A 20,281-nucleotide genomic window follows, 5' to 3' on the forward strand; every position below is an offset into this window, starting at 1 on the left:
AATCGTATTATTCTACAATAAATTACTATAATAAAATTACGTCTTTTGATAAATTTTCACATCCATCTTCTGTTATTAACAAATCATCCTCTAATCTTATACCTATTCCCTCTTCTTCAATGTAAAGCCCTGGCTCATTTGTAATAACCATACCTGGTTTAAGATTAGTATTATACGACCCTACATCGTGTGCATCCAGACCTAAATAGTGAGATACACTATGGAAGTAGTATTTTGTTAACTCTTTGTCATCTTTTATTAATCCTAACTCTTTGCACCCTTCTGCTAATACTCTTTTAGCAACTTCATTTAATTCTCTATAAGGAAGTCCTGGTTTTGCAGCTGCTTCTACTGCATTTTTAGCTTTTAAAACAACATCATAAATTTCCTTTTGCCTTTTTGTAAACTCACCATTTACAGGAAAAGTACGGCTTATATCTGCATTGTAATATTTATATTGTGCACCTAAATCAAATAATATTAAATCTCCATCACAAGTTTTGCAATTGTTTTCTGAATAATGTAATATAGTTGCATTTTTACCACTTGCAGCAATTGTTTTAAAAGCTTTTTCATTTACTCCATTTTTCTTTAAAATAAAATCAAAATATGCTTCAATTTCATACTCCATCATTCCAGGCTTCATATTATCAACCATATACTTTATTCCCTCATCAGTTATTTCTATAGCTTTTCTAATAAGTTCAATTTCTTCCTCCGATTTTATAGCCCTCAACTTAGCAATATCATGATAAACATTTTTTATTCTCACATATGGGTACCTTTCAATTATCATTTTAGCAAAATTCTGTGCTTCAGTTATTGATGCCCTTATTTCCTGCCTTTCTAAGTCTAAGTATATGTTTTCAATTCTATTTCTATCAAGAATAAAACCAATAGTTTGTTCAAATTTATCTATATAATCGGTGTTTTCTATGCCAGATACTTTTTTTGCTTCCTCATCAGTCATTTTAGCGCCTACCCATTTTGCCATAATTGGATCTGGTCTTTCTATAAATAATTTTTCTGAAACATTGCCATCAATCTTACTTATTAATAAGATAATCTTTTCTCTATCAATACCAGTTAAATAATAGAAGTTTCTATTTGGTGCAAATTGATATAATTCATCAGCAGATTTATAAGGTGCTGTACCTGCAAATAATATTAATATACTATTGTCTTCTAAGTTTTTTATTAAATTATTTCTGTTTCTAGTAAAAAATTGTTTATCCATTATAAACCCTCTTTTCTTTTTTATTTTCTCTTTCCCTATATCATATTTTAACACATTAACAATGTAAAAAATTGCATAATAAAATATTTTATGAATTTTTCAAGTTCCTCAATCAATAATATCCATGCCTTTTTTAACCAACTTTTCCTTCCAAACCATCTTTAATATTTCTAGTTCTTCACTATAATCAGTCTTTGACTCATCCTTATCATATTCAAGTTTCTCCAATATTTCTATAGTGAAATTTTCTTTGCCCTGCTTTTTCCACTCTTCTTGAAGATTTTTGTTAAAATGATTACCCATATCTGGCTTCATTCTTTTATATAATTCTTTAAGCTCCTTTTTCCTATTCATAAGCTAATACCCCATTTCTCTTAATAACCCTGCTAATACTCTAAGTCGTTCTGCTATAATCTCTCCGTCTTCGCTGAGAACTTGAGAAAAAAGCTTAATATCTTCATCTATCATAGGATTATCTTCACAAACTGACACACTCATAGCATCTCCTTGCAGTCCAATACGGTCAATCAAAGGATTATCAGGGTCATGCATTTTTGGTAAACGATATGCTTCTTGAAAATATAAAGCTGCTCTAGAAATCAAAATAGCAAGATCAAGTACACGATGTATAGGCAGCTCCTCAGATTGACGAGACCACTTTTCACCAGTATATCTCCATACTTTCGCTGAAATATCTACTTTTCCTCTATCATTCCACTGTGCTAGACCTAAAGATAGTCCCTTAGCATCTGTATTATAAGCCTTTCTACCATCAACATTTTCATAGTTTTCTGATACAATTACTGGTTTATGTTTTAAATTAGTAGGTATCTTCATTTTATTCCCTCCGAAATGTATTTAGTAATTTAGTAAATTAGTAAATTACTAAATACAGTATATCTATATTAACTTTCTTTGTCAAACAAAAAAGTTAAAAAGCCAATGCAATCATTGGCTAAATCCATAAATATTATTCTCTTGACATTTCTAAATCATTCTTCTTTTTCATTTCTCTCAAAATGTACACATTAACCATCGGTACTTTAACTGGTGGGTTTATTCCTGCTAAAGAAGTAGCTGATATGATATATGATCTACTTAGATGTGATAAAGTAGCAATTCCATTTAATTCTACCATGTTTTTAAATTCTTCTTCACTTAATTTGTTTTTATTTCCAGCAAATATACCTTCCATAATAAGCTTAATTCTGAACAATATTCTATTCTTCACTTTTGCCTTAATAACTACTATATATTCTAATTTACTTATAAATAATCTTTCATCCTCTTTTAGTTCCTTAATATTATAATCAATATCAAAATTAGTTTTAACCCTTTCACCTTTTGTATCTATATCTTTTGTTTCTATAGTAAAATTTGATACTCTATTAGCTATAAATTGAAAATCAGCCAATATATTTTTCAAATTCATTATGCACTAGCCCCCAATTCAATTGCTTTTTGAGAAACATTACACATTTTATCACTACAATAAGAATCAAATACATCCCAAATTTGTTGAGTATCATTATTCTCATCTTCCATTATCACTTTAAAATTCCAGCCTAGCTTTTTAGAGATCTTCCATAATTGTTCTACTGTAGGATTGTATTCTCCACTTTCCAATTTTGATACCATTGATTGAGAAATACCAAGTTTATCTGCTAATTGTTTTTGTGATAAATCATTGTCTATTCTATAGTTAATTATTTTTAGAGATATATCAGTAAGAATATCATCCAATTCAAATAGTTGCTTCAAATCATCATCAGTTAATTCATTTACTAAATCCCAGGCCCTAGTAATTAAATCCTTATTTAACATTTTAAATTCTCCCCTCACTCTAATATTTTATTTGCCCTATCTTTTGCAATTTCTATTGCAGAATTGTAACTATATCTACTGTTGTTTTTACTCATGTTTATCTTTTTAACAGTTTTATTTTATTGTACAATTATTCTACAATATTAGAATTTTTAATTAAAGTAATACATTTTTTAACATTAAACTTTAAACATTTCCGATAAATCTTCATTCGTCAAAAGAAAAATTCTGTCTATATGTTCATCAAATTATATCTATAAAATCTTTTTCTGTAATTTTAAGTTTTTCCATAGGTATTACTACTTCTTTTATTAATTTCTTTTTCTTGTTTAATAATTCATTTAGACGTTCTTCTACTGTAGTACCTCTATGGCTAGTGCATATTGGATAATATACCTTAACATCTTTTTTCTGACCTATTCTATAAACTCTATCAGTCGCTTGAACTTCAATAGCTGGATTCCATTCTCTAGTATAATGAATTACATGATTTGCCGCAGTAATATTTAATCCAACTCCAGCTGCTCTAGGAGATAAAATCATTACATTGAATCCATTTTGAGATTCAAAAAATCTAATTATTTCCAATCTGTTTTTATTTATTTCTCCATTTATACATGAACTCCAAATTTTAAATTTGTCATAAATAACTTTTCTTAAGATCTCTTGCATTACCTTATATTTAGTAAAAATAACTACTTTTTCGTTCAAACTTTTTATATCCTCTAAAATTTCAATTGTTTTTTTCAATTTATCACATTCTGATATTAAAATCGAAGATTTCACACTAATATTTTTACTAATAAGCCTTGGATGGCTACATATTTGTATAAGTTCTTGTATACATGCTAATATACGTCCTTTTGCTTTTCCACTTTTCACTTCACTTATCACTTTAAAATAAAGAATTTCTTGTTCTTTAGACAAATTGCACCACTCAATTTTATCTTCTTTTCTAGGTAAATTGTCTAATTTATCTTCTTTTATCCTTCTTAAAAAAACAGGTTCTATTTTACTTATGAGTTTTTCTTTCTTCTCGGCAATTAATTTGTCATCATTTATATTTTTTTCTATTGGTATTTGAAATTCTTTTCTAAACCAACTATAGCTTTCCAAAAGCCCTGGTTGTACAAAATCTATTATGGACCATAATTCCCTTAGATTGTTTTCTACAGGAGTACCTGTTAAAGCTATACGATACATACATTTCATTCCCTTTACTGCTGTTGAAATTAATGTACTAGAATTTTTAATCTTTTGGGCTTCATCTATTACCAAAAGTCTCCAATTTACTTTCCCTAACTCTACTTGATCTCTAACCAAAGTTTCATAAGTTGTAATAGTTATATTTCGGCTTTCAATATAATTTGACTCTTTTATTCTGCATGGTCCTTTATGTACATAGATATCATCCATATTATGAGTATACTTACATACTTCATGTATCCAATTATCTATAAGTGAAGATGGAACTACAATGAGAGATGGTTTAAGTTCTCCCATTTCTTTAAGAAAAGCCATAAAAGCTATAACCTGTAATGTCTTTCCTAGTCCCATATCATCAGCTAGTAAACCACCTAGCTTTTCATATCTTAAGAATTTTAACCACATAAATCCAGCTTTTTGGTATTCATATAAATTAGCATCTAAAAACTTAGGCTTTTCATAATACACTAGCTTCTTATTATATAAATCTTCCTTTATCTTTATAACATCTAAACTATATTCAAGATCTTTAATATTATCATATATATCTAAAACATATGTTAAATTTTTTATATCTACTTTTTTTCCATTAAACTTAGACCTTAATTTATCATTAGCCTCTAAAAACTTTGTACCGTTTAAAACATCTACTCTAATCCACCTATCACCACCATAAATATAATTTTCTCCATTATTTTCAGCTTGCTTAATTAATTTCTCGTATTCATCAACACCTATTTCATCAACAATAACCTGATTATCTTCTTCATTTTCAAATAAATTTTCTTCTCTTATCTTAACTCCTGTATTAAAGTCAAACCACCCACTATTAGAATCTTTATTGCAGTGTAAAAACGGTTGAGCTTTATAAGTTCTAATTTTCAGTCCTTTCACTCTATCACTAAATCTTTCTAAATTTATAGATTCAGGTAAAAATGCACTTGGATTGTTAATAAGTTTAGGAACTTGTACTCCCTTTATATCTCTTTTCCTACTTACATCGTTAAAGTCGTTTTTCAATCTATTATCTATAAATACTCTATGTCTCTTATTATTTACTAATAAAGAATTGATAGATGAAATATTTCCTTTTTTAGATAATTCTATATTTGTACTATCATCTAAATCATCAAATTTTGGAACTAATTCTAAATGAGTATCACTATGTTTTACTATGTCTACATCTAAAGCCTCTGGAAAAAAATATTCTTCATTTTTTATGTAATCATCTACTTTTGCTCCAGCCTTTTTTGCCTTTTCTTTTACTTTAGCTAAAAAAACTCCCTGAGCATTTAAATCAGAAGTTTCACGATAGTTATCTATTTCTTCAAGTAGCTTATATTGCTCTTTACTGAGTAAATAAAAGTTTTTACCAATTTTTATTACATTTTTATACCTAATATAAAATCCATCTATCTTTCCAAGGTTATTATCAATTAAAGAATAAGAAATATCAAAATTCTTGTTACCAATAAAGCTACTTGACTTTAAGTTTATATCAATATCATTTGTAAAAGGTAATCTCAATTCTCGTGCAATCTCTTTGTCTATATCATATAAATCTTCGTATAAAATAATATAGTTTATTTTATTATCATGTAAAATATCATCAAGCCATAAGTCTTCTAATAAAGATACTTTGTAATATTCGTCCAATTTTATGACTTTATTTAACAATTTCACATTTTGTCTTACCGGAAACTTAATTCTATCCTTATTTCTTCCTTTATAATAAAAACAATCAATAATAATGCCATTATCATGATAGCTATAATTAATATCTATTCCTTCTTTAGCAAACATTAATCATGCACCCCATTATTCTATTTAAAATATTTGATTAATTTATTTATAAGTTTATTCGTCCTATATTGCCAATTACCGCTATGGATAATTTTATTTGATATGAACATTAAACTTGGATTTTTAAAAACGCTATTGTCGTAAACATCTTTTTTATTTGCATAATCTAAAAAATACTTATTAAATACATCTTTGCTATAAATATATGCTGCATTATTGATTTCCTTAAATTCAACAACAATAAATTTGCCAAAATCTAAAAATAGTTGTTTATCGTTTACGGCCATTAATTTTGCAGTAACATCTTTAATGAAGTTAACCCAAAACATATATCTCGCATCGCCTTTAAAAAACTTATCCATCTGTTTTTGTGCTATCCAAATACTATATTTTTGTTTAGCTTCTTCATAAATATTATTCCAAATATAAATATAATTTTTTTCATCTATATCCCCGTATTTCAAATGAATATAATTTAATATCTCATCTTGAAAGTCGTCTACTTCCATTCTTAATAGATAATTATTGATAAATTTAATAATTTCTTTATGATTATATCCCTTAATTATATTAATCAATTCTTCTATATTAGCTTCTAAATAAAATTTAGCACTACAACAAGTATATAAATATCTTATACAATCTTCATATAGTTTTTTACTTGGTAAAAATCCAAAATACTTCATATATGAATCAAAATCTGTATTTGAAGAGAAATATGAATTGACTATTTTATCAATTACATTACTCTCTGATAACCAATTTATAAATTGGTTTATAGCTTCAATACTAATACCTAAAACTGCATGGGATTTATTAGTTAACTTTAAAAATTTTCTGAAATAATTGTTAAAATTAGTATTATAATAATGATTCTGAAATCCACTATAAAAAATAGATATAAAATCATCTCTAAACCTAATTTTTAATATTTCATAAATTTTATCCAAATCTACATCATAGCTATTTCTAGGCATATAGTCTGCTAATAAATACAAATCTTCCTTTGATAACTCATAAGAAAACCTAGGGATTTCATTTTTATCTAACTCCTTAATTTTATTGAGTAAATTTCTTAATCTATTAGTATCAATCCCATCTATTTTAAGCTCAGCATTGATTTTATGATGTGCCCTTTTTATTTCGCTCTCTGCCTCTAATAATTTTCTTGGAAAAAAAGTATAACTAAAATTAAATGTCATTTCCATCACCTAATATTTCTTGCATTTCATAAATCATTTCTTCGTCTTTTAATCTAAATTTAAACTCTACTCTTCTAGATTTATCTTCATCTATTTCTCCTTTATCATTAGTAATATAATAGCTATAAGATCTCCCATTAGCTGTTAATATTGTTCTTAATTTCTCTTTTTCATTAATACTTATCTCATTAAATTCATCACTTAATATATATTTAGCTACTTCAAAAGCTCTTTTCTGAGAAAGTTCTAAATTATAAATATATGTGCCTGACTTATCAGTATGCCCTTCAATAATAATCTCAGATATATATTCCTTATTCCTATCATTTAGCAACACTTTAATATATTGCGGAATAAACTTTTTTAAATATTCTTTTCCCATGTCTTTAATATCATACTTATCATAATCAAAGAAAATTCCATTGCTAAAAGTTATTGCTCCTGTTTCAACGTCTATTTCGATTTGAAGATCTGAGTTTTCAAATTCTTCCTTCAACTCTTCAATTATCATTTTTCTAACTCCAATTATTTTATTAACCTCTTCTTCTTTTTGTAAAAGAAGCTTTTCTTGTACACTAACTTGATACATAGCCATAGTTAGAAATAATATAAATACCATCAAAAGGCCAGACATCATATCCGAAAAAGACATCCAATACTCTGTAGACTTTTCTTCCTCATCATAAATATTTTTATTATCCATCAAGCTAATTCATCACCTTTTAATTCATTAATTCTATTAATAATCTCTTTATAAAATGAATTTATATCTTCTACAGAATTATTTAACTTTACTGTTGCATTATCTAATTCTTTTGTTAACAGCGACACAACTCTAGGCAATTCATCAACTGTTTCTTGAATTTCTAAAATGCTTCCACTAAGCCTTTTAGAAATTTCAGATAGTCCTTCATCAAATGCATTAAATGTTGCATCCAATCCATCCTTTAAGCTTTCAGAAAAAGTTATAGCAGATTCATCTAATTTCTCATTTATAATTTCTAAACTTGCTTTCGAATTATCCCAATTTTCCCTTAACCCTTCTATATTATTTTTAATAAGTTCTATTAGATTGTACGAATCTTTTTGAATAGTACTTAATTGTTCTGATACATCCACGCTTTGAATAAATATTTCCTCAATTTTCTCCACAGTTTCATTAATATTTCTTAAATTCTTTTCTAAAATATCATTAGTTTGCATAAATCTATCAAATAATTCACTATATCTAGAAATAATTTCTTCTGAACTAACTTTTATCTCTTGTTGATTTAATACCGTTTCTTTTATTTCTTCCAATAATTCCTCTAAACTATTTTTAGTCTCAATATTCCATTTAGTTATTTCATCTATTGCATTAGCTAAATTGTCAAACTCTATATTAATCGCAGAATTTAATTTTTCCAAAAATGCGGTAGTCATGTTATTAATACCATCCATTTGGTTTTCAGAAACTTTACTCGTAAAATTGTCTACCATATCACTCATAGTTTCAAATGTCGGTTTTAAATCTCTATTTACAATATTATTAATTGATGCATCAATATTAGGAATTATAGTTTCATTTATACTCTTAGATAATACCTTTGACAATTCTAAAGACAAGTCTGTAGCCATATGTTTTATTGCATCTGTGGAGCTTTTTTCTAACTCTAGAATTTCATTAAAAAAATATTCCGAATTATATACACGATATTTCTCTCTAAATGTTGAATAAAACTTATTTAAAACCCTAATACTTCTTTCATATATCATTTTATCTAATCTAGACCATATTGTTGAGCAAATAATTCCTACTATAGAAGTAATAAAAGCCATTGACATACCAGAAGTAAGAAATCTAATACTTTCTTTAACTTTTTCAGGACTATCAGTGTTTATATAACTAATTCCTTCTTGAAGACCTAAAAAAGTACCTAGTATTCCTAAAGCAGTAAGTATTCCTGGAATAATTTCAGCTATTTTTCTTTTACCAGGCAAATCTATTATATTAAACTTATTAAAATAATTTGATATATCTGGATATCGTCCTTGAATACTGTTATTCATAGCATAAACTATATATTTATCCCATAAATCATATAAGTAATTATTTTTATTAAAAAAATCTTTTTCTTTAATAATATGTAATTTTTTTAACGGGTCACCTTTTATATTTTCTTTATTGTTTATAAAAATTTTAATTGCTCTAATGTTTTTATATTGCTCTTTATGTACTTTCCAAAATGAAAAAATAGCTATAACAATAATAACAATACTAAATACATCACTAAAATTGAAAACCTTACTCACTTTATTCACTATCCACCAAATCAAAATCCCTAATTTAGAATGACCCATAAAGTAGTCCTCCCTAAAACGATAAAAAATAATATAAATATTTATTTCGACATTTTTTTGGAAAATCCTTCTATATTTATTAAATAATCTTTACTACTCATACCTTATAATAACAACTTAGTTTTCTAATACTTGTTTATCCATAATATAAAAATACAACAAAATTAAAAAATATCATTACATATACTTAGTAATTAATTGTAAAAAATAAGGTCCTTAAAATAGACCTTTTCTAATAATTGACAAATTTACATAATAAAATAAACTATTAAATTGTGCCCTGCATTAATCATTCTATTCCATCAAAATTTATATGTATTCTACTGCTATATCCCTAAATTTTTCTATGTCTTTTAGATTATTTTTTATTATATTATACACTATTTCCCTATCTAACTTTATATAGTCATGTACTAATATATTTCTAAAACCAGCCATATTGCATAAATTTACTTCTAAATCACTATCTATTATTTTATTTTCGAATAAAATCTCAAATACTTCTCTATTGCTATTAGGTTTTCTATATTTCATATCAATAATAATATGGTTTGCAATATCAATAACACATTCTATCGCCAAATGTAGAAATCTCTCAGCTGAACCATATATCATTGGATCACTTATATACTCATCTTTAGAATATTTTTTTATTTTATATAGAAAATTAATATATTCATTTAATTTACTTATTCTAGTTAAAATAACATCTATTCTAACCATAATCATACGCTCCTGTTTTTTATGAAACTTAATATTTCATTATTATAAAAATCGCTATAATATTTAAAATCGAAATATTGCCTAAGAACTAAAGACTCAAAAGAAACTCTGTCATCGCTATCTTTAATAACTATTCCATCATTAATTACCTCATACTTCAAAAATATAGAATCTATATTTAAAAATACTATATCCACATCCTTTTTAAATATAACCTTGCCTATTTCTATTAAATTTCCTCTTATAAATAATTCTGTCATCATATCATTATCTATTAAACTAGGCATAATAGCAATGTCTATATCGCTATTATCATTTTGCTCACCTCTTGCATATGAACCAAAAATATAAGCAAAATTTATCTTGCAAATTTCTTCTGCTTGTTTTAAAAACATATCTATTTTTTCTTTCATTAAGTTTGTCATAATCTCACCTACTATTTTTTCATCCTACATTCTAATTATATCCAATATCCTAATAAAATTCATCCCTTCCCCTATATTGGTCCATAACCAATAGCTACAGCAAAAATCAAAAATAGCATTACAATAGCCATGGTAATTAATTGTATTTTTATGCTCCATTTAAGCCACTTTGGATAACTAACCACACTAAATCCTAAACATATCAATAACACTGCATTAGTTGGATACATTACATTTGAAAACCTGTTTTCTTGTTCCATATAGAAAGAGGTGCTTCATTGATGTAGCGAAAGGATTCAGGGTTAACTACTGTCTTTCCGTCCACCACCATGCGTTCATAGCTTCCTGTAGGTACTACTCTAGTAAGTATTCCAGAAATGATCATCAATGCTAATAGTATCAATACTGACGATAAGAATGTTTTCTTTCCTATTATTAATTGGTTTTTATCAGAATCTTTATCCATAATTCACCATCCTTTTTGGTGTTGTGAAATTTGAGAATTTTTAAGCAATATATTACACACTATGTATTCTATTATTTCGTCGAATTTCCTTTAATATATAGAAATTAATACTGAAATGGTGTAAAAAAATAAGGCCTTAAAATAGACCTTATCGCTTACTATCAACCATATAATAATACCCCTTCGCTTAAAATTTTATAAGCAAAACTAGTTTTGTCAGTTATATTCTTTTCCCACTCTTTTTTTGTATAAAGCTTAATATCAAAGGAAATATCGCTTTCTATAGATATGTACATATCTTGCAATAAACTCTTTTTATCATTTGTTTCCATAACGACGCAAAGGTCTAAATCACTATCTTTATGAATAACCCCTTTTGCTAAAGATCCAAATAAAATAATTTTCTCTATATCATATTTATCCACTAGCTGTTTTGTTATATTATTTAATGTTTTCAAATGCTTTTTCTGATCGGTAATCAATAAAAATCCCCCCCTGCTTTTTCAGGGTATTGCCATATTTAAATATAACTTTATTGTAGCTTTATTATATCATATATAAATGCTTTGAAATAGTGTTAATGAATATGAAAGCTAAACTTTAACAATTATTTCATGGATATTGTTAGATATTCTGTTTCCTTGACACTGTCAACACAATATTAATCTTCATCATCTTCTTCAACTTCAATATTAATATGTGGTAATTCACCTATAAATTTAGCTAATGAAATGATAGTTAGTATTATTCCACAAATTACTTCGATAAAGAATACAATTTGAACTGTATTGTTTATATTTCCTCCTTCAAACTGATAATTAAATGTAAAAATTCTTAAAGTATTATCCATTATAGATAGTAATAATGGCGTATTATTTTCCCCAAAATATTCTGTGACACAAGTAAACCAGAAAATTACCTCAAGAAAATTATGTCCTAATAATACAACCGAACGATAAGTACTCTGCAATTTGTAATTGGGTTTCCCTTCAACAATTATCTTCTTATATGGATGAAATAGCAACACATTGATTTGATATACTACAATTTCTAAAATACGTATAAATGCATATATAACTATTATATTACTTAATATTTTGAAAGAATATTTATGTAAAATCATTGCAAAAACAATACTCATAATGGTATGAACCATTACCCATTTATCTGAAAACCCTCTTGTCTTTTTAAAAATAAATTTTCTAGAAAGTGAGAAAGGTAGAATATTCTCTAATAAATCAAAAACATAGAACCAAAATTTATAAATTGGTCCTACATCTTCAAGAACACTTTTCTTCATAGATTAATTTCTCCTTTAGTATAAATTGTTTTTGAGTTTTACAATAGCTTAATTTCTTAGAATACTAAAACTTCTATATCCCTCAAAAGGATTAGGTTTTTCTCCTGAATATTCTTCAATTATTTTCACTAATTTTTCAAATGTTTTTGGGTAATGCTTTCTCATTAATATTTTACTATCATCGTCATTTTCATATTTTTTTAAATCATCTTTTATTTTCTTGATTACTTTTTTTGAAATAGCATTATCATAAATATTCTTGTATTTTTCTACTATATAATCTTCACCTTCAATTTTTCTAGTAGAATATATAGTTGCATTAGAAATAGCTCTATTAGCTTTAGTATAAACTTTATGCGAATATTTTATTTTACTTATTGCATCATTTAAATCATTAATAAAACTTGCCCAAGGTAATTTATATACATCTTCATCATATTTATTATTACTAATCACTTTCCATAGTTGTCTATTTTTTTTACTAATTTTTTTCAAAAAAGAACTTCTTTTAGTACCATCACTTTGACCTAATAAATAAGAAGCTGCTATAATTATTGCGTCAACTCCATGATAAGCAGATGATTCATCTAATCCGTTCAAAATTACTTTTGAAGCATATCTAGTGTCGTTTAAATTCCTATTAATAAATTTTTGCCTTACTTCATATTTATTAATATCTTCTTCGAATGTTAATAAATCATATTTTAATTTGCTAATTTTTTTATTTTTAAATAGATGCAATGCTCTTTCTTTTATTTCAATATAATTTATATTTTTACAGTTAATCGAAAAAGCGCTAAATGATGTTCTTTGTCCTTTTAACTGATTTGCATTATGATATCATAATACTTTATTATTTAAGCTATCATCTAATGATATTGATTTAGGTATGATATGATCTATTTCAAACATATATGGATTGTTAACCAAGTCTTGTATAGAAATGACTTTACCCGTATATATACATCTCCCATCCCGTTGGTACCACAATCTAATTTTTGTTAGCAAACCTTTATCTTTATATAGCTGTTCTTTCTTAATTTCATACTCATTTCTTGCCCTAGTTAATGCTTCATTTTTTTCTTTTTTTCAATTTCATTATTTGTTTCTCTTGGCATCTCAATTACAATAGCCTCAAGATCACCATATTTTTTTATTATAGCATTAATGATTTTTATACTTTGATTTACTGACCTTCTTACAACTGGATTATATATATCATCATTTAAAAAGCCTTCTGGTATATACTTATATTTATCAAAACTCTTTTTAACACTTTTTTTAATTCCTTTCTCAATCAGTATATTCATCTGATTAACTGGTTTTTTATATAGATCTTCTCTCAATTCTCTCATTAACTTTAATGAAAATGAATGCCATTTAGAATATAAGCTTTTATTTGTTTTTAAAGTTGTATTTATCTTCATTACTAAAAAACTAAACAATTCAATTTTTACTATTTTAATATCTGTATTATAAAAATTCAACACAAAATTGGAAATTCCTTGTCATATTATGAAATATTTATTAATATTGTTTAACTTTATTAAATGAGGGAATTGCAAAATAAGCTAATATTACACTATTGGCTCAAAAACCCTTCGAACAAATCTTGAATAGATTTATTTACTTATTCTAACTAAAATAGTATAATATCAATAGAACATATGTTCTTTAAAGAGGGTGAATTTTATGTCTTTGTCAGAAAAAGAACTAAAAAATTATATAATCACTCATTACCCTAATACTCAAAATGAAATAATCGCAAAAAATTTAGGTATTTCTGTTAGTACTGTCATAAGGCGTGCATCTAAATATGGCGTTAAGAAAAGTAAATCATATATGGAAAAACTTCATAAAAATTTGTTAGAACAAAGAAAAGTAAAATATAATATCAATTTAAAAAATTATTCATTAACTAATATAGAAAGAAATATAATAGTCGGTAGTCTTTTAGGGGATGGCAGCTTAGCAATATATGGTAGAAGTAAAAATGCCTATTATAGAGAACATGGTTCTGATTCACAAAGAGAATATAGAATATGGAAAGCAAAACAACTATCTAATTTAGACTTTAAGTTTAATGATAATTGTAAGTACGGAAAATTAAGTTCTCCCAGTCATCCTATATATACAAATTTATATAACATTTTTTACAAAAACGGTGTAAAAATTATTAACTCAAATAATATTAAGTTATTGGACCATCCCATAGGCCTAGCTTGTCTTTATATGGATGATGGTACATTAGTTATTAATCCTTCTAAAAAAAGAGGAAAAATCTATTTATCTCCTCATATATCTATATATACATTAAATTTCACTAAATCTGAAAATGAATTATTGATAAAGCATATAAAAGATACATTTGGAATTACTTTTATTTTAAAGAAAAGACCAGATGGTAATCATTATATACTTCAGTTAAATAAAAGAAATGAGCTTATGAAATTCATTGATATAGTTAAGAAATATGTATTGGAAATTCCATGTATGCATTATAAAGTAAATGTATTAGATAGACTTAAAGAAAAGCAAAGTGAACTGATTGAAAAATACCCTGAAAAAGAAATTATCATTTGTTCATTAAAAATAAAAGATAATTCTTATACTAAGGAAGAAGAAAAGCTTATAGTAGAAATGAAATCAAAGGGTCGTACTTATAAAGAAATTGCTGATACTCTAGGTAGAAGCTATTGGGGAATAACTGATAAGATAAGAAGGATGAAAAACATATCATAAAAGGCCTAGAGAAAAGATTACTAGGCTACTTTCATTTGGCTTAAATTCATTGATAATTTTCTTATGCCTATAGGAACAGCTTCTTTCTTTTGTTATATTTCAAATAGTTCTATTTTTAGTGAGAAGTACTCTCGTTATAGTACATTAGTGGTTGATGAGGGAATAATCTTGCATTTTAACAAGTTTCGTCAAAATGCAAGTAGTATCGTTTATCATATCTAGGGAAATCTTTTTTCTTGAGTTTGCATTCATATATAAATGGTAATCCACCTATCAAATTTCGTGATTTTAAAAGTGACCAAAATTTAATTCTTTTCATTAATTGTTACAACATATGACTTAATTCTAGCACTGTTATCAATATAAAATGAGTCTTCAGCTTCGTAAGCAATCTTGCTATTAATATCTTTACGAATACTACATTCAAGTTCAATGAGTATAATCATTCTTAAAAATGCAACACTTTGCTTTTCTCTTATAAGTAAATATGCAATTCCAAAGAAAATTCCCATAATAATAATTATACATGATATATATACATCCATTTCTTGATATTCGGAAACATATAGTGCAGTACTTATTGAAATTAAAGCAATTAGAAGAAGAAACAATATATTCGCTTCACTCTCATAAGTATTACACAAATGTTTTTGATAAATTAATTCTTTTTTGTATTCTAAATCATTCATATTGCATCTTTCGTAATAATCTATAATCTTACATATTTTTGATTTTTTCATTTCTAGCTCCTACTTTATTTTAGTTTAACATTTTAAAAAAGAGCCAGAGAAAAAGTTCCTCTGACCCCCTATTGTTATTGTTCTTATTATTTAAATTAGTTAAATTTCAATAATAAGGTAACTCGCCGCCCTTTCGGTCGCTGAGTAAGCGATTCAATCAATTTTAGAAATACACTAAAATTAGTTCACTGCTTAATTATCTTAATAATTGTAATACTCCTTGAGGTGCTTGGTTAGCTTGCGGACCATCAAATAGCTTTCGCTATCTGCCAGACTATATCTTCAACCAATTTATCTACGAATAAATCCCAACCGACAAATAAATTCGTTTCTACGATATGTGGAAAATGGTTGTCGGGTACTTCGAAGGCACCTCTGCCCCTACAGGTTTCATCACCATACAATTGATTACCTTTTGTTTAGGTGGTTTACCTTAGTCGTTGAACCTTCTCCAATCTTTCGATACAGGAGCTCGGCTGCTGATTATCCATTGTTTCATCCTTCTTCTTTTTAGCCTTTGACTCTTTTCACGCTTACCGTTTCCAGTTACGTTGTAGGGAAGAAGGCTTTAGGAAGTTCCAGCAATTCACCCGATTTGCTATTAGAGATTTCTCTCTAATGGACCCTGTTTAACAAATTCCTCGTTGTTATATGGTATTGTTCGAATGAATTCGAACCTACTACTTAATGTGGTAAATTACATCATGATATGGTAATTTACAAGCGAATAAATTCGCTTCTACAACATTAAGAAAAATTACCTTAATAGCTGTAATACTCCTTGAGGATTTTGCTGTGCTTGAGCCAACATAGCTTGAGCTGCTTGTTGAAGAATATTATTCTTAGTGAATTCCATCATTTCTTTTGCCATATCTACGTCTCTGATTCTTGATTCAGATGCCTGTAAGTTTTCTGAAGTAGTATCAAGATTCTTAATCGTATGCTCAAGACGATTTTGAACAGCACCAAGCTTAGCTCTTTCTGCTGAAACAAATTCTAAAGCATCATTAATTGAAGAAATTGAACCTTCAGCAGCAGATTGAGTAGAAACATCTGCACCATTCACTTTAAATTCGTACCCTGCAGCAATATCAGCGGCTTCAATACCAAACACTGCATTTACATCAATAGTTGTAGTACCATCATTGAGTGTAATTGTTGAACTTGAAGCAGTTGCAGTACCAATTTTAACACCATCTTTGTTTACATCAAGGTTTGTACCATTACTCGTTAAAGTATAATTGCCTGCAGCTAAGACATCATTTGTTTGTCCACTTTCAAGGTTCTTAGTAATTGTCATTTTTGTTGAAGAATCAGTTACTGTAAGAACATCACCTTCATTAACTCTGTTGTCAATTTTGATAGTTGTTGATCCATTAGCTAATGTTAATGTAGTATCATCTGTTACAACACCCACTTCATCGCCTGCTGCATTTTTTATTGCAGATCCATCTATAGTATATACCCCATCTTGAAGACCCGTAGGGGCTGCTGTGTTTTCAATTGTAACACTTGAAGCCAATCCTAAAGAAGAAGAATTAATTGCAGTAATCGCCAAATCCATCGTATGAGTTTCATTAGCACCAATCTGGAAGGTACCATTAAATGAACCATCAAGTAGTTTCTGAGTATTGAATTCTGTAGTAGTTGATATTCTATCAATTTCTGTAACTAATTGATCAATTTCACTCTGGATAGCTTTTCTATCTGTATTTACATTAGTGTCAGAAGCAGACTGTACAGCTAATTCTCTCATTCTTTGAAGTATAGCCTGAGTTTCTTGCAAGGCACCTTCTGCAGTTTGAACTAAAGAAATACCGTCTTGTGCATTTCTAGATGCTTGTGTGAGTCCTCTAATTTGCCCTCTCATTTTTTCAGATATTGCAAGACCTGCAGCATCGTCTCCAGCTCTGTTAATTCTTAAGCCTGAAGATAATTTCTCCATTGCTTTTGTAGTAGCTGAGTTTGTGATACCCAATTGACGATGAGTATTCATTGCCATTAAATTGTGATTAATTCTCATGAAATCTCCTCCTTGATTTTTGTTTTTTGGCATCCTTGCCAATTTAGTTTTTGCTCTGGCCAGAGTTTTTTTTACTTCTTTTATGCTTTCAATATATATATCGACAAGATATATGGAAACTTTAGAAAAATTTTTATTTAAGTATAACATCGACTGAAGTCGCTGCTACAGTAGATGATAGCTTATGATATAACTAAAGCTAATCTCTGTATTTGGAAAATGTACCCAATTTTATATTATGGTATGGGGACACATCTCTTTTTGAGGTCTAGCTTATACTGTTGAGAAATGTCCCCAGTCGTTTAAAAAAACTTTAGAAAAATTTTCACTAGAGAAGCTTTTTTAACTCTTCTAGATCTAATCCTTCTACATTTGCTGCAGTTTTGTTTTCTTTTTGTATTTCTTCGTATATTTCTTTTCTGTGGATGTCTATGTTTTTTGGTGCGTTTATTCCTAGCTTTACTTTTCCGTCTTCTATGCTTACAACCTTTATTTCTATGTTATCCCCTATGACAATGCTTTCGTCTTTTTTTCTTGTGAGTATAAGCATGACTATTCCTCCTGTCCCTTATTGGAACTATTTTGTAATATTAGATACTTTGTTGAGTAATTTTTATTATCTAATATTATTTGCTTTCCCATCCTTTTTCTTGCATTGATTAGGTAGTTGCAGAATAAAAAAATGAACTTATCCACAGAAAAACAAGATAAAAGATGCGATAGCATAAGAAAATCCACAAAAAAGAGCATAAGAAACCGAAGGTTAATTAAACCTTTAATTTTTATCAATATTCAATTATGTTCAAATTATGCTATTAATGTTTTTATCGCTAGAGGATTATCGTGATTTTCTTGAGTTTTAAACAGAAGTATGAAAGCAATTAATTGAGATATACAAGCCAATAAAATATCAGATTTCAAGGAAACTGTATTACGAACTTTTGTAACTTTTAACTGCATAAAATTTTTAATTTGCGATATCGACCTTTCAATAATGGTCCTTCGCTTGAAAAGTAAAGTCCATTTCAAGCTATCGCGAGGAAAAGAAGCATTAAATCTGTAACTATGATGGATAGTAAGTTGTTTAATCCGCCCACATTTTGACTTGGTGCAGGGATTATCACAATTAAGAATATAGGTAGTTTTACCATTTATAATGGTTTTCTTTACCTTAGGGCAGATATACTTAATTCTATCAGCACGACCTTTTTCTCTAGTAATACCGTCGTAGACCATAGGTAAAGAAGGGTTTATAGGGCAAAGAGGAACACCAAGTTCATTAAAACCAGGTTGAGGTAAACTAGGAGAATTTCTAGGATTAATGTTGATAATAGGCATAATATTTTTAGAATGTAGATAAGCATAATTATCATCAGCATCAAAACCAGAATCTCCAATAAAGTATTTATAATTAAAATTAGGATGAATACTAAAAAAAGTTTCAAGAGAAGGAATTAGAGATTTAGCATCATATAAATCCTTAATCCCTTGTGGAGTAAGGTCAAAAGACAAACTATTATCAGAGTCATAAAAATTAACATCTCTAATAAGGCCAAAACCATTAGTAGAAATAACAGCTTTTTGATAATAACCAAAATGACCATTAAGGTAACAAAACTTAGCGTCTTTATTAGAAGATGCCGATTTAGGCATTAGACTTTGAGCATATTTTTCGATATCAAAATTAGAATTAGGATTACCTTTATTAATAGATTTATCATAAGCTTTCGCTTTACGTAGCTGAGACTGATAAAACTTAGGATTATTTTCAGTCACATAAGGTTCAAAGCCAGTAGTATCAGTAATTAAAATAGAAGAAAGAAAAGGGCTAACATCTTTAGCTAATTCATCAGTGACATCAACAAGACAATGAAACATTTCTCTTAACTCATCAGAGAAAGTAGATTTAAACCTAGAGAACTGTGACTTATGAGGAATTCTAAGGAAACCACAAAAGCTACGCATCTCAGAAGAAATATGTAAAAAAGAAATTAAAAGGTCAATAGTAGGGATAGATAAAATATTTTTAAGAACAAAAGCTAAAAGCATAGATTCAAGAGAAAAATACCTACTAGTACCTTTATTAGAATAATACTTTTGATAAAAAGAAAAAGGAATATATTTAGAAATATCAATAAATTGATCAAATAAAGAAAGTAAATCACTTTGGTTTTGATTAAAAAAAACATCAAAATCAGAAGAAATATCACAAAAGTTTAATTGTTTAGCTTGAACTGGCATGGTTTTCTC

23 protein-coding genes are annotated in these 20,281 nt (G+C 27.4%); 1 reads left to right on the forward strand and 22 read right to left on the reverse strand.

What is annotated here, in order from left to right:
- Positions 1-25: 25 nt before the first annotated feature.
- The 18 genes from ACZ41D_RS11545 to ACZ41D_RS11630 all read right to left on the reverse strand — a co-directional run bounded on the left by ACZ41D_RS11545 (position 26) and on the right by ACZ41D_RS11630 (position 13,953).
- A complete protein-coding gene (locus ACZ41D_RS11545; protein WP_464151557.1) occupies positions 26-1,237 on the reverse strand; it encodes an aminopeptidase P family protein in 1,212 nt (403 codons plus the stop codon).
- Between the two features lie 108 nt (positions 1,238-1,345).
- Entirely contained in the window at positions 1,346-1,591 is a 246-nt protein-coding gene (locus ACZ41D_RS11550) for a GIY-YIG nuclease family protein (protein WP_464151558.1), read from the reverse strand.
- 3 nt (positions 1,592-1,594) lie between these two features.
- Positions 1,595-2,074 carry a DUF6530 family protein gene (locus ACZ41D_RS11555; RefSeq protein ID WP_464151559.1) on the reverse strand — a complete coding sequence of 160 codons (480 nt, stop codon included), beginning with the start codon at positions 2,072-2,074 and terminating at the stop codon, positions 1,595-1,597.
- A 133-nt stretch (positions 2,075-2,207) separates the two neighbouring features.
- Positions 2,208-2,669 (reverse strand): hypothetical protein, encoded by a 462-nt coding sequence (locus ACZ41D_RS11560; RefSeq protein ID WP_464151560.1) that lies wholly within the window; start codon positions 2,667-2,669, stop codon positions 2,208-2,210.
- Positions 2,669-3,061, reverse strand: coding sequence for a helix-turn-helix domain-containing protein (locus ACZ41D_RS11565; RefSeq protein ID WP_464151561.1), 393 nt, complete (start codon positions 3,059-3,061; stop codon positions 2,669-2,671). Before ACZ41D_RS11565 ends, ACZ41D_RS11560 begins: the two co-directional genes overlap by 1 nt.
- Before the next feature lie 243 nt (positions 3,062-3,304).
- The gene (locus ACZ41D_RS11570; protein WP_464151562.1) at positions 3,305-6,070 is read right to left on the reverse strand and encodes a DEAD/DEAH box helicase; all 2,766 of its coding nucleotides are present in this window, start codon (positions 6,068-6,070) and stop codon (positions 3,305-3,307) included.
- 20 nt (positions 6,071-6,090) lie between these two features.
- Positions 6,091-7,272: a hypothetical protein gene (locus ACZ41D_RS11575; protein WP_464151563.1), complete on the reverse strand. Its 1,182-nt coding sequence runs from the start codon at positions 7,270-7,272 to the stop codon at positions 6,091-6,093.
- Positions 7,262-7,975 carry an OmpA family protein gene (locus tag ACZ41D_RS11580; RefSeq protein WP_464151564.1) on the reverse strand — a complete coding sequence of 238 codons (714 nt, stop codon included), beginning with the start codon at positions 7,973-7,975 and terminating at the stop codon, positions 7,262-7,264. Before ACZ41D_RS11580 ends, ACZ41D_RS11575 begins: the two co-directional genes overlap by 11 nt.
- Positions 7,975-9,612, reverse strand: coding sequence for a hypothetical protein (locus tag ACZ41D_RS11585; RefSeq protein WP_464151565.1), 1,638 nt, complete (start codon positions 9,610-9,612; stop codon positions 7,975-7,977). Before ACZ41D_RS11585 ends, ACZ41D_RS11580 begins: the two co-directional genes overlap by 1 nt.
- A gap of 309 nt (positions 9,613-9,921) precedes the next feature.
- Positions 9,922-10,335 (reverse strand): type VII toxin-antitoxin system HepT family RNase toxin, encoded by a 414-nt coding sequence (hepT, locus tag ACZ41D_RS11590; protein ID WP_464151566.1) that lies wholly within the window; start codon positions 10,333-10,335, stop codon positions 9,922-9,924.
- 2 nt (positions 10,336-10,337) lie between these two features.
- On the reverse strand, positions 10,338-10,760 hold the full coding sequence (gene mntA / locus ACZ41D_RS11595) for a type VII toxin-antitoxin system MntA family adenylyltransferase antitoxin (RefSeq protein ID WP_464151567.1): 423 nt from the start codon (positions 10,758-10,760) through the stop codon (positions 10,338-10,340).
- Between the two features lie 71 nt (positions 10,761-10,831).
- Positions 10,832-10,990 carry a hypothetical protein gene (locus ACZ41D_RS11600; RefSeq protein WP_464151568.1) on the reverse strand — a complete coding sequence of 53 codons (159 nt, stop codon included), beginning with the start codon at positions 10,988-10,990 and terminating at the stop codon, positions 10,832-10,834.
- A complete protein-coding gene (locus ACZ41D_RS11605; RefSeq protein WP_464151569.1) occupies positions 10,990-11,226 on the reverse strand; it encodes a hypothetical protein in 237 nt (78 codons plus the stop codon). The genes ACZ41D_RS11600 and ACZ41D_RS11605 overlap by 1 nt, the downstream gene beginning before the upstream one ends.
- Positions 11,227-11,387: 161 nt before the next feature.
- Positions 11,388-11,708, reverse strand: a complete 321-nt coding sequence (locus ACZ41D_RS11610; RefSeq protein WP_464151570.1) for a nucleotidyltransferase family protein — start codon at positions 11,706-11,708, stop codon at positions 11,388-11,390.
- Between the two features lie 179 nt (positions 11,709-11,887).
- Positions 11,888-12,526: a hypothetical protein gene (locus tag ACZ41D_RS11615; RefSeq protein WP_464151571.1), complete on the reverse strand. Its 639-nt coding sequence runs from the start codon at positions 12,524-12,526 to the stop codon at positions 11,888-11,890.
- 48 nt (positions 12,527-12,574) lie between these two features.
- Entirely contained in the window at positions 12,575-13,267 is a 693-nt protein-coding gene (locus tag ACZ41D_RS11620; protein ID WP_464151572.1) for a hypothetical protein, read from the reverse strand.
- Positions 13,268-13,366: 99 nt separating this feature from the next.
- The gene (locus ACZ41D_RS11625; RefSeq protein WP_464151573.1) at positions 13,367-13,516 is read right to left on the reverse strand and encodes an HNH endonuclease domain-containing protein; all 150 of its coding nucleotides are present in this window, start codon (positions 13,514-13,516) and stop codon (positions 13,367-13,369) included.
- A gap of 74 nt (positions 13,517-13,590) precedes the next feature.
- Positions 13,591-13,953, reverse strand: coding sequence for a hypothetical protein (locus tag ACZ41D_RS11630; protein ID WP_464151574.1), 363 nt, complete (start codon positions 13,951-13,953; stop codon positions 13,591-13,593).
- Between the two features lie 265 nt (positions 13,954-14,218).
- On the opposite strand from ACZ41D_RS11630, the gene ACZ41D_RS11635 reads away from it, so the two are divergent.
- A complete protein-coding gene (locus ACZ41D_RS11635; protein WP_464151575.1) occupies positions 14,219-15,268 on the forward strand; it encodes a hypothetical protein in 1,050 nt (349 codons plus the stop codon).
- Positions 15,269-15,573: 305 nt separating this feature from the next.
- Here the strand turns inward: ACZ41D_RS11635 and ACZ41D_RS11640 are convergent, their stop codons facing one another.
- The 4 genes from ACZ41D_RS11640 to ACZ41D_RS11655 all read right to left on the reverse strand — a co-directional run bounded on the left by ACZ41D_RS11640 (position 15,574) and on the right by ACZ41D_RS11655 (position 20,272).
- Positions 15,574-16,008 (reverse strand): hypothetical protein, encoded by a 435-nt coding sequence (locus ACZ41D_RS11640; protein ID WP_464151576.1) that lies wholly within the window; start codon positions 16,006-16,008, stop codon positions 15,574-15,576.
- Positions 16,009-16,765: 757 nt separating this feature from the next.
- Positions 16,766-18,181, reverse strand: a complete 1,416-nt coding sequence (locus ACZ41D_RS11645; RefSeq protein WP_464151577.1) for a flagellin N-terminal helical domain-containing protein — start codon at positions 18,179-18,181, stop codon at positions 16,766-16,768.
- Positions 18,182-18,359: 178 nt separating this feature from the next.
- Positions 18,360-18,581 (reverse strand): carbon storage regulator CsrA, encoded by a 222-nt coding sequence (csrA, locus tag ACZ41D_RS11650; protein ID WP_464151578.1) that lies wholly within the window; start codon positions 18,579-18,581, stop codon positions 18,360-18,362.
- A 257-nt stretch (positions 18,582-18,838) separates the two neighbouring features.
- A complete protein-coding gene (locus tag ACZ41D_RS11655) occupies positions 18,839-20,272 on the reverse strand; it encodes a transposase (protein WP_464151579.1) in 1,434 nt (477 codons plus the stop codon).
- Positions 20,273-20,281: the final 9 nt, after the last annotated feature.

This window comes from Brassicibacter thermophilus (assembly GCF_055378355.1).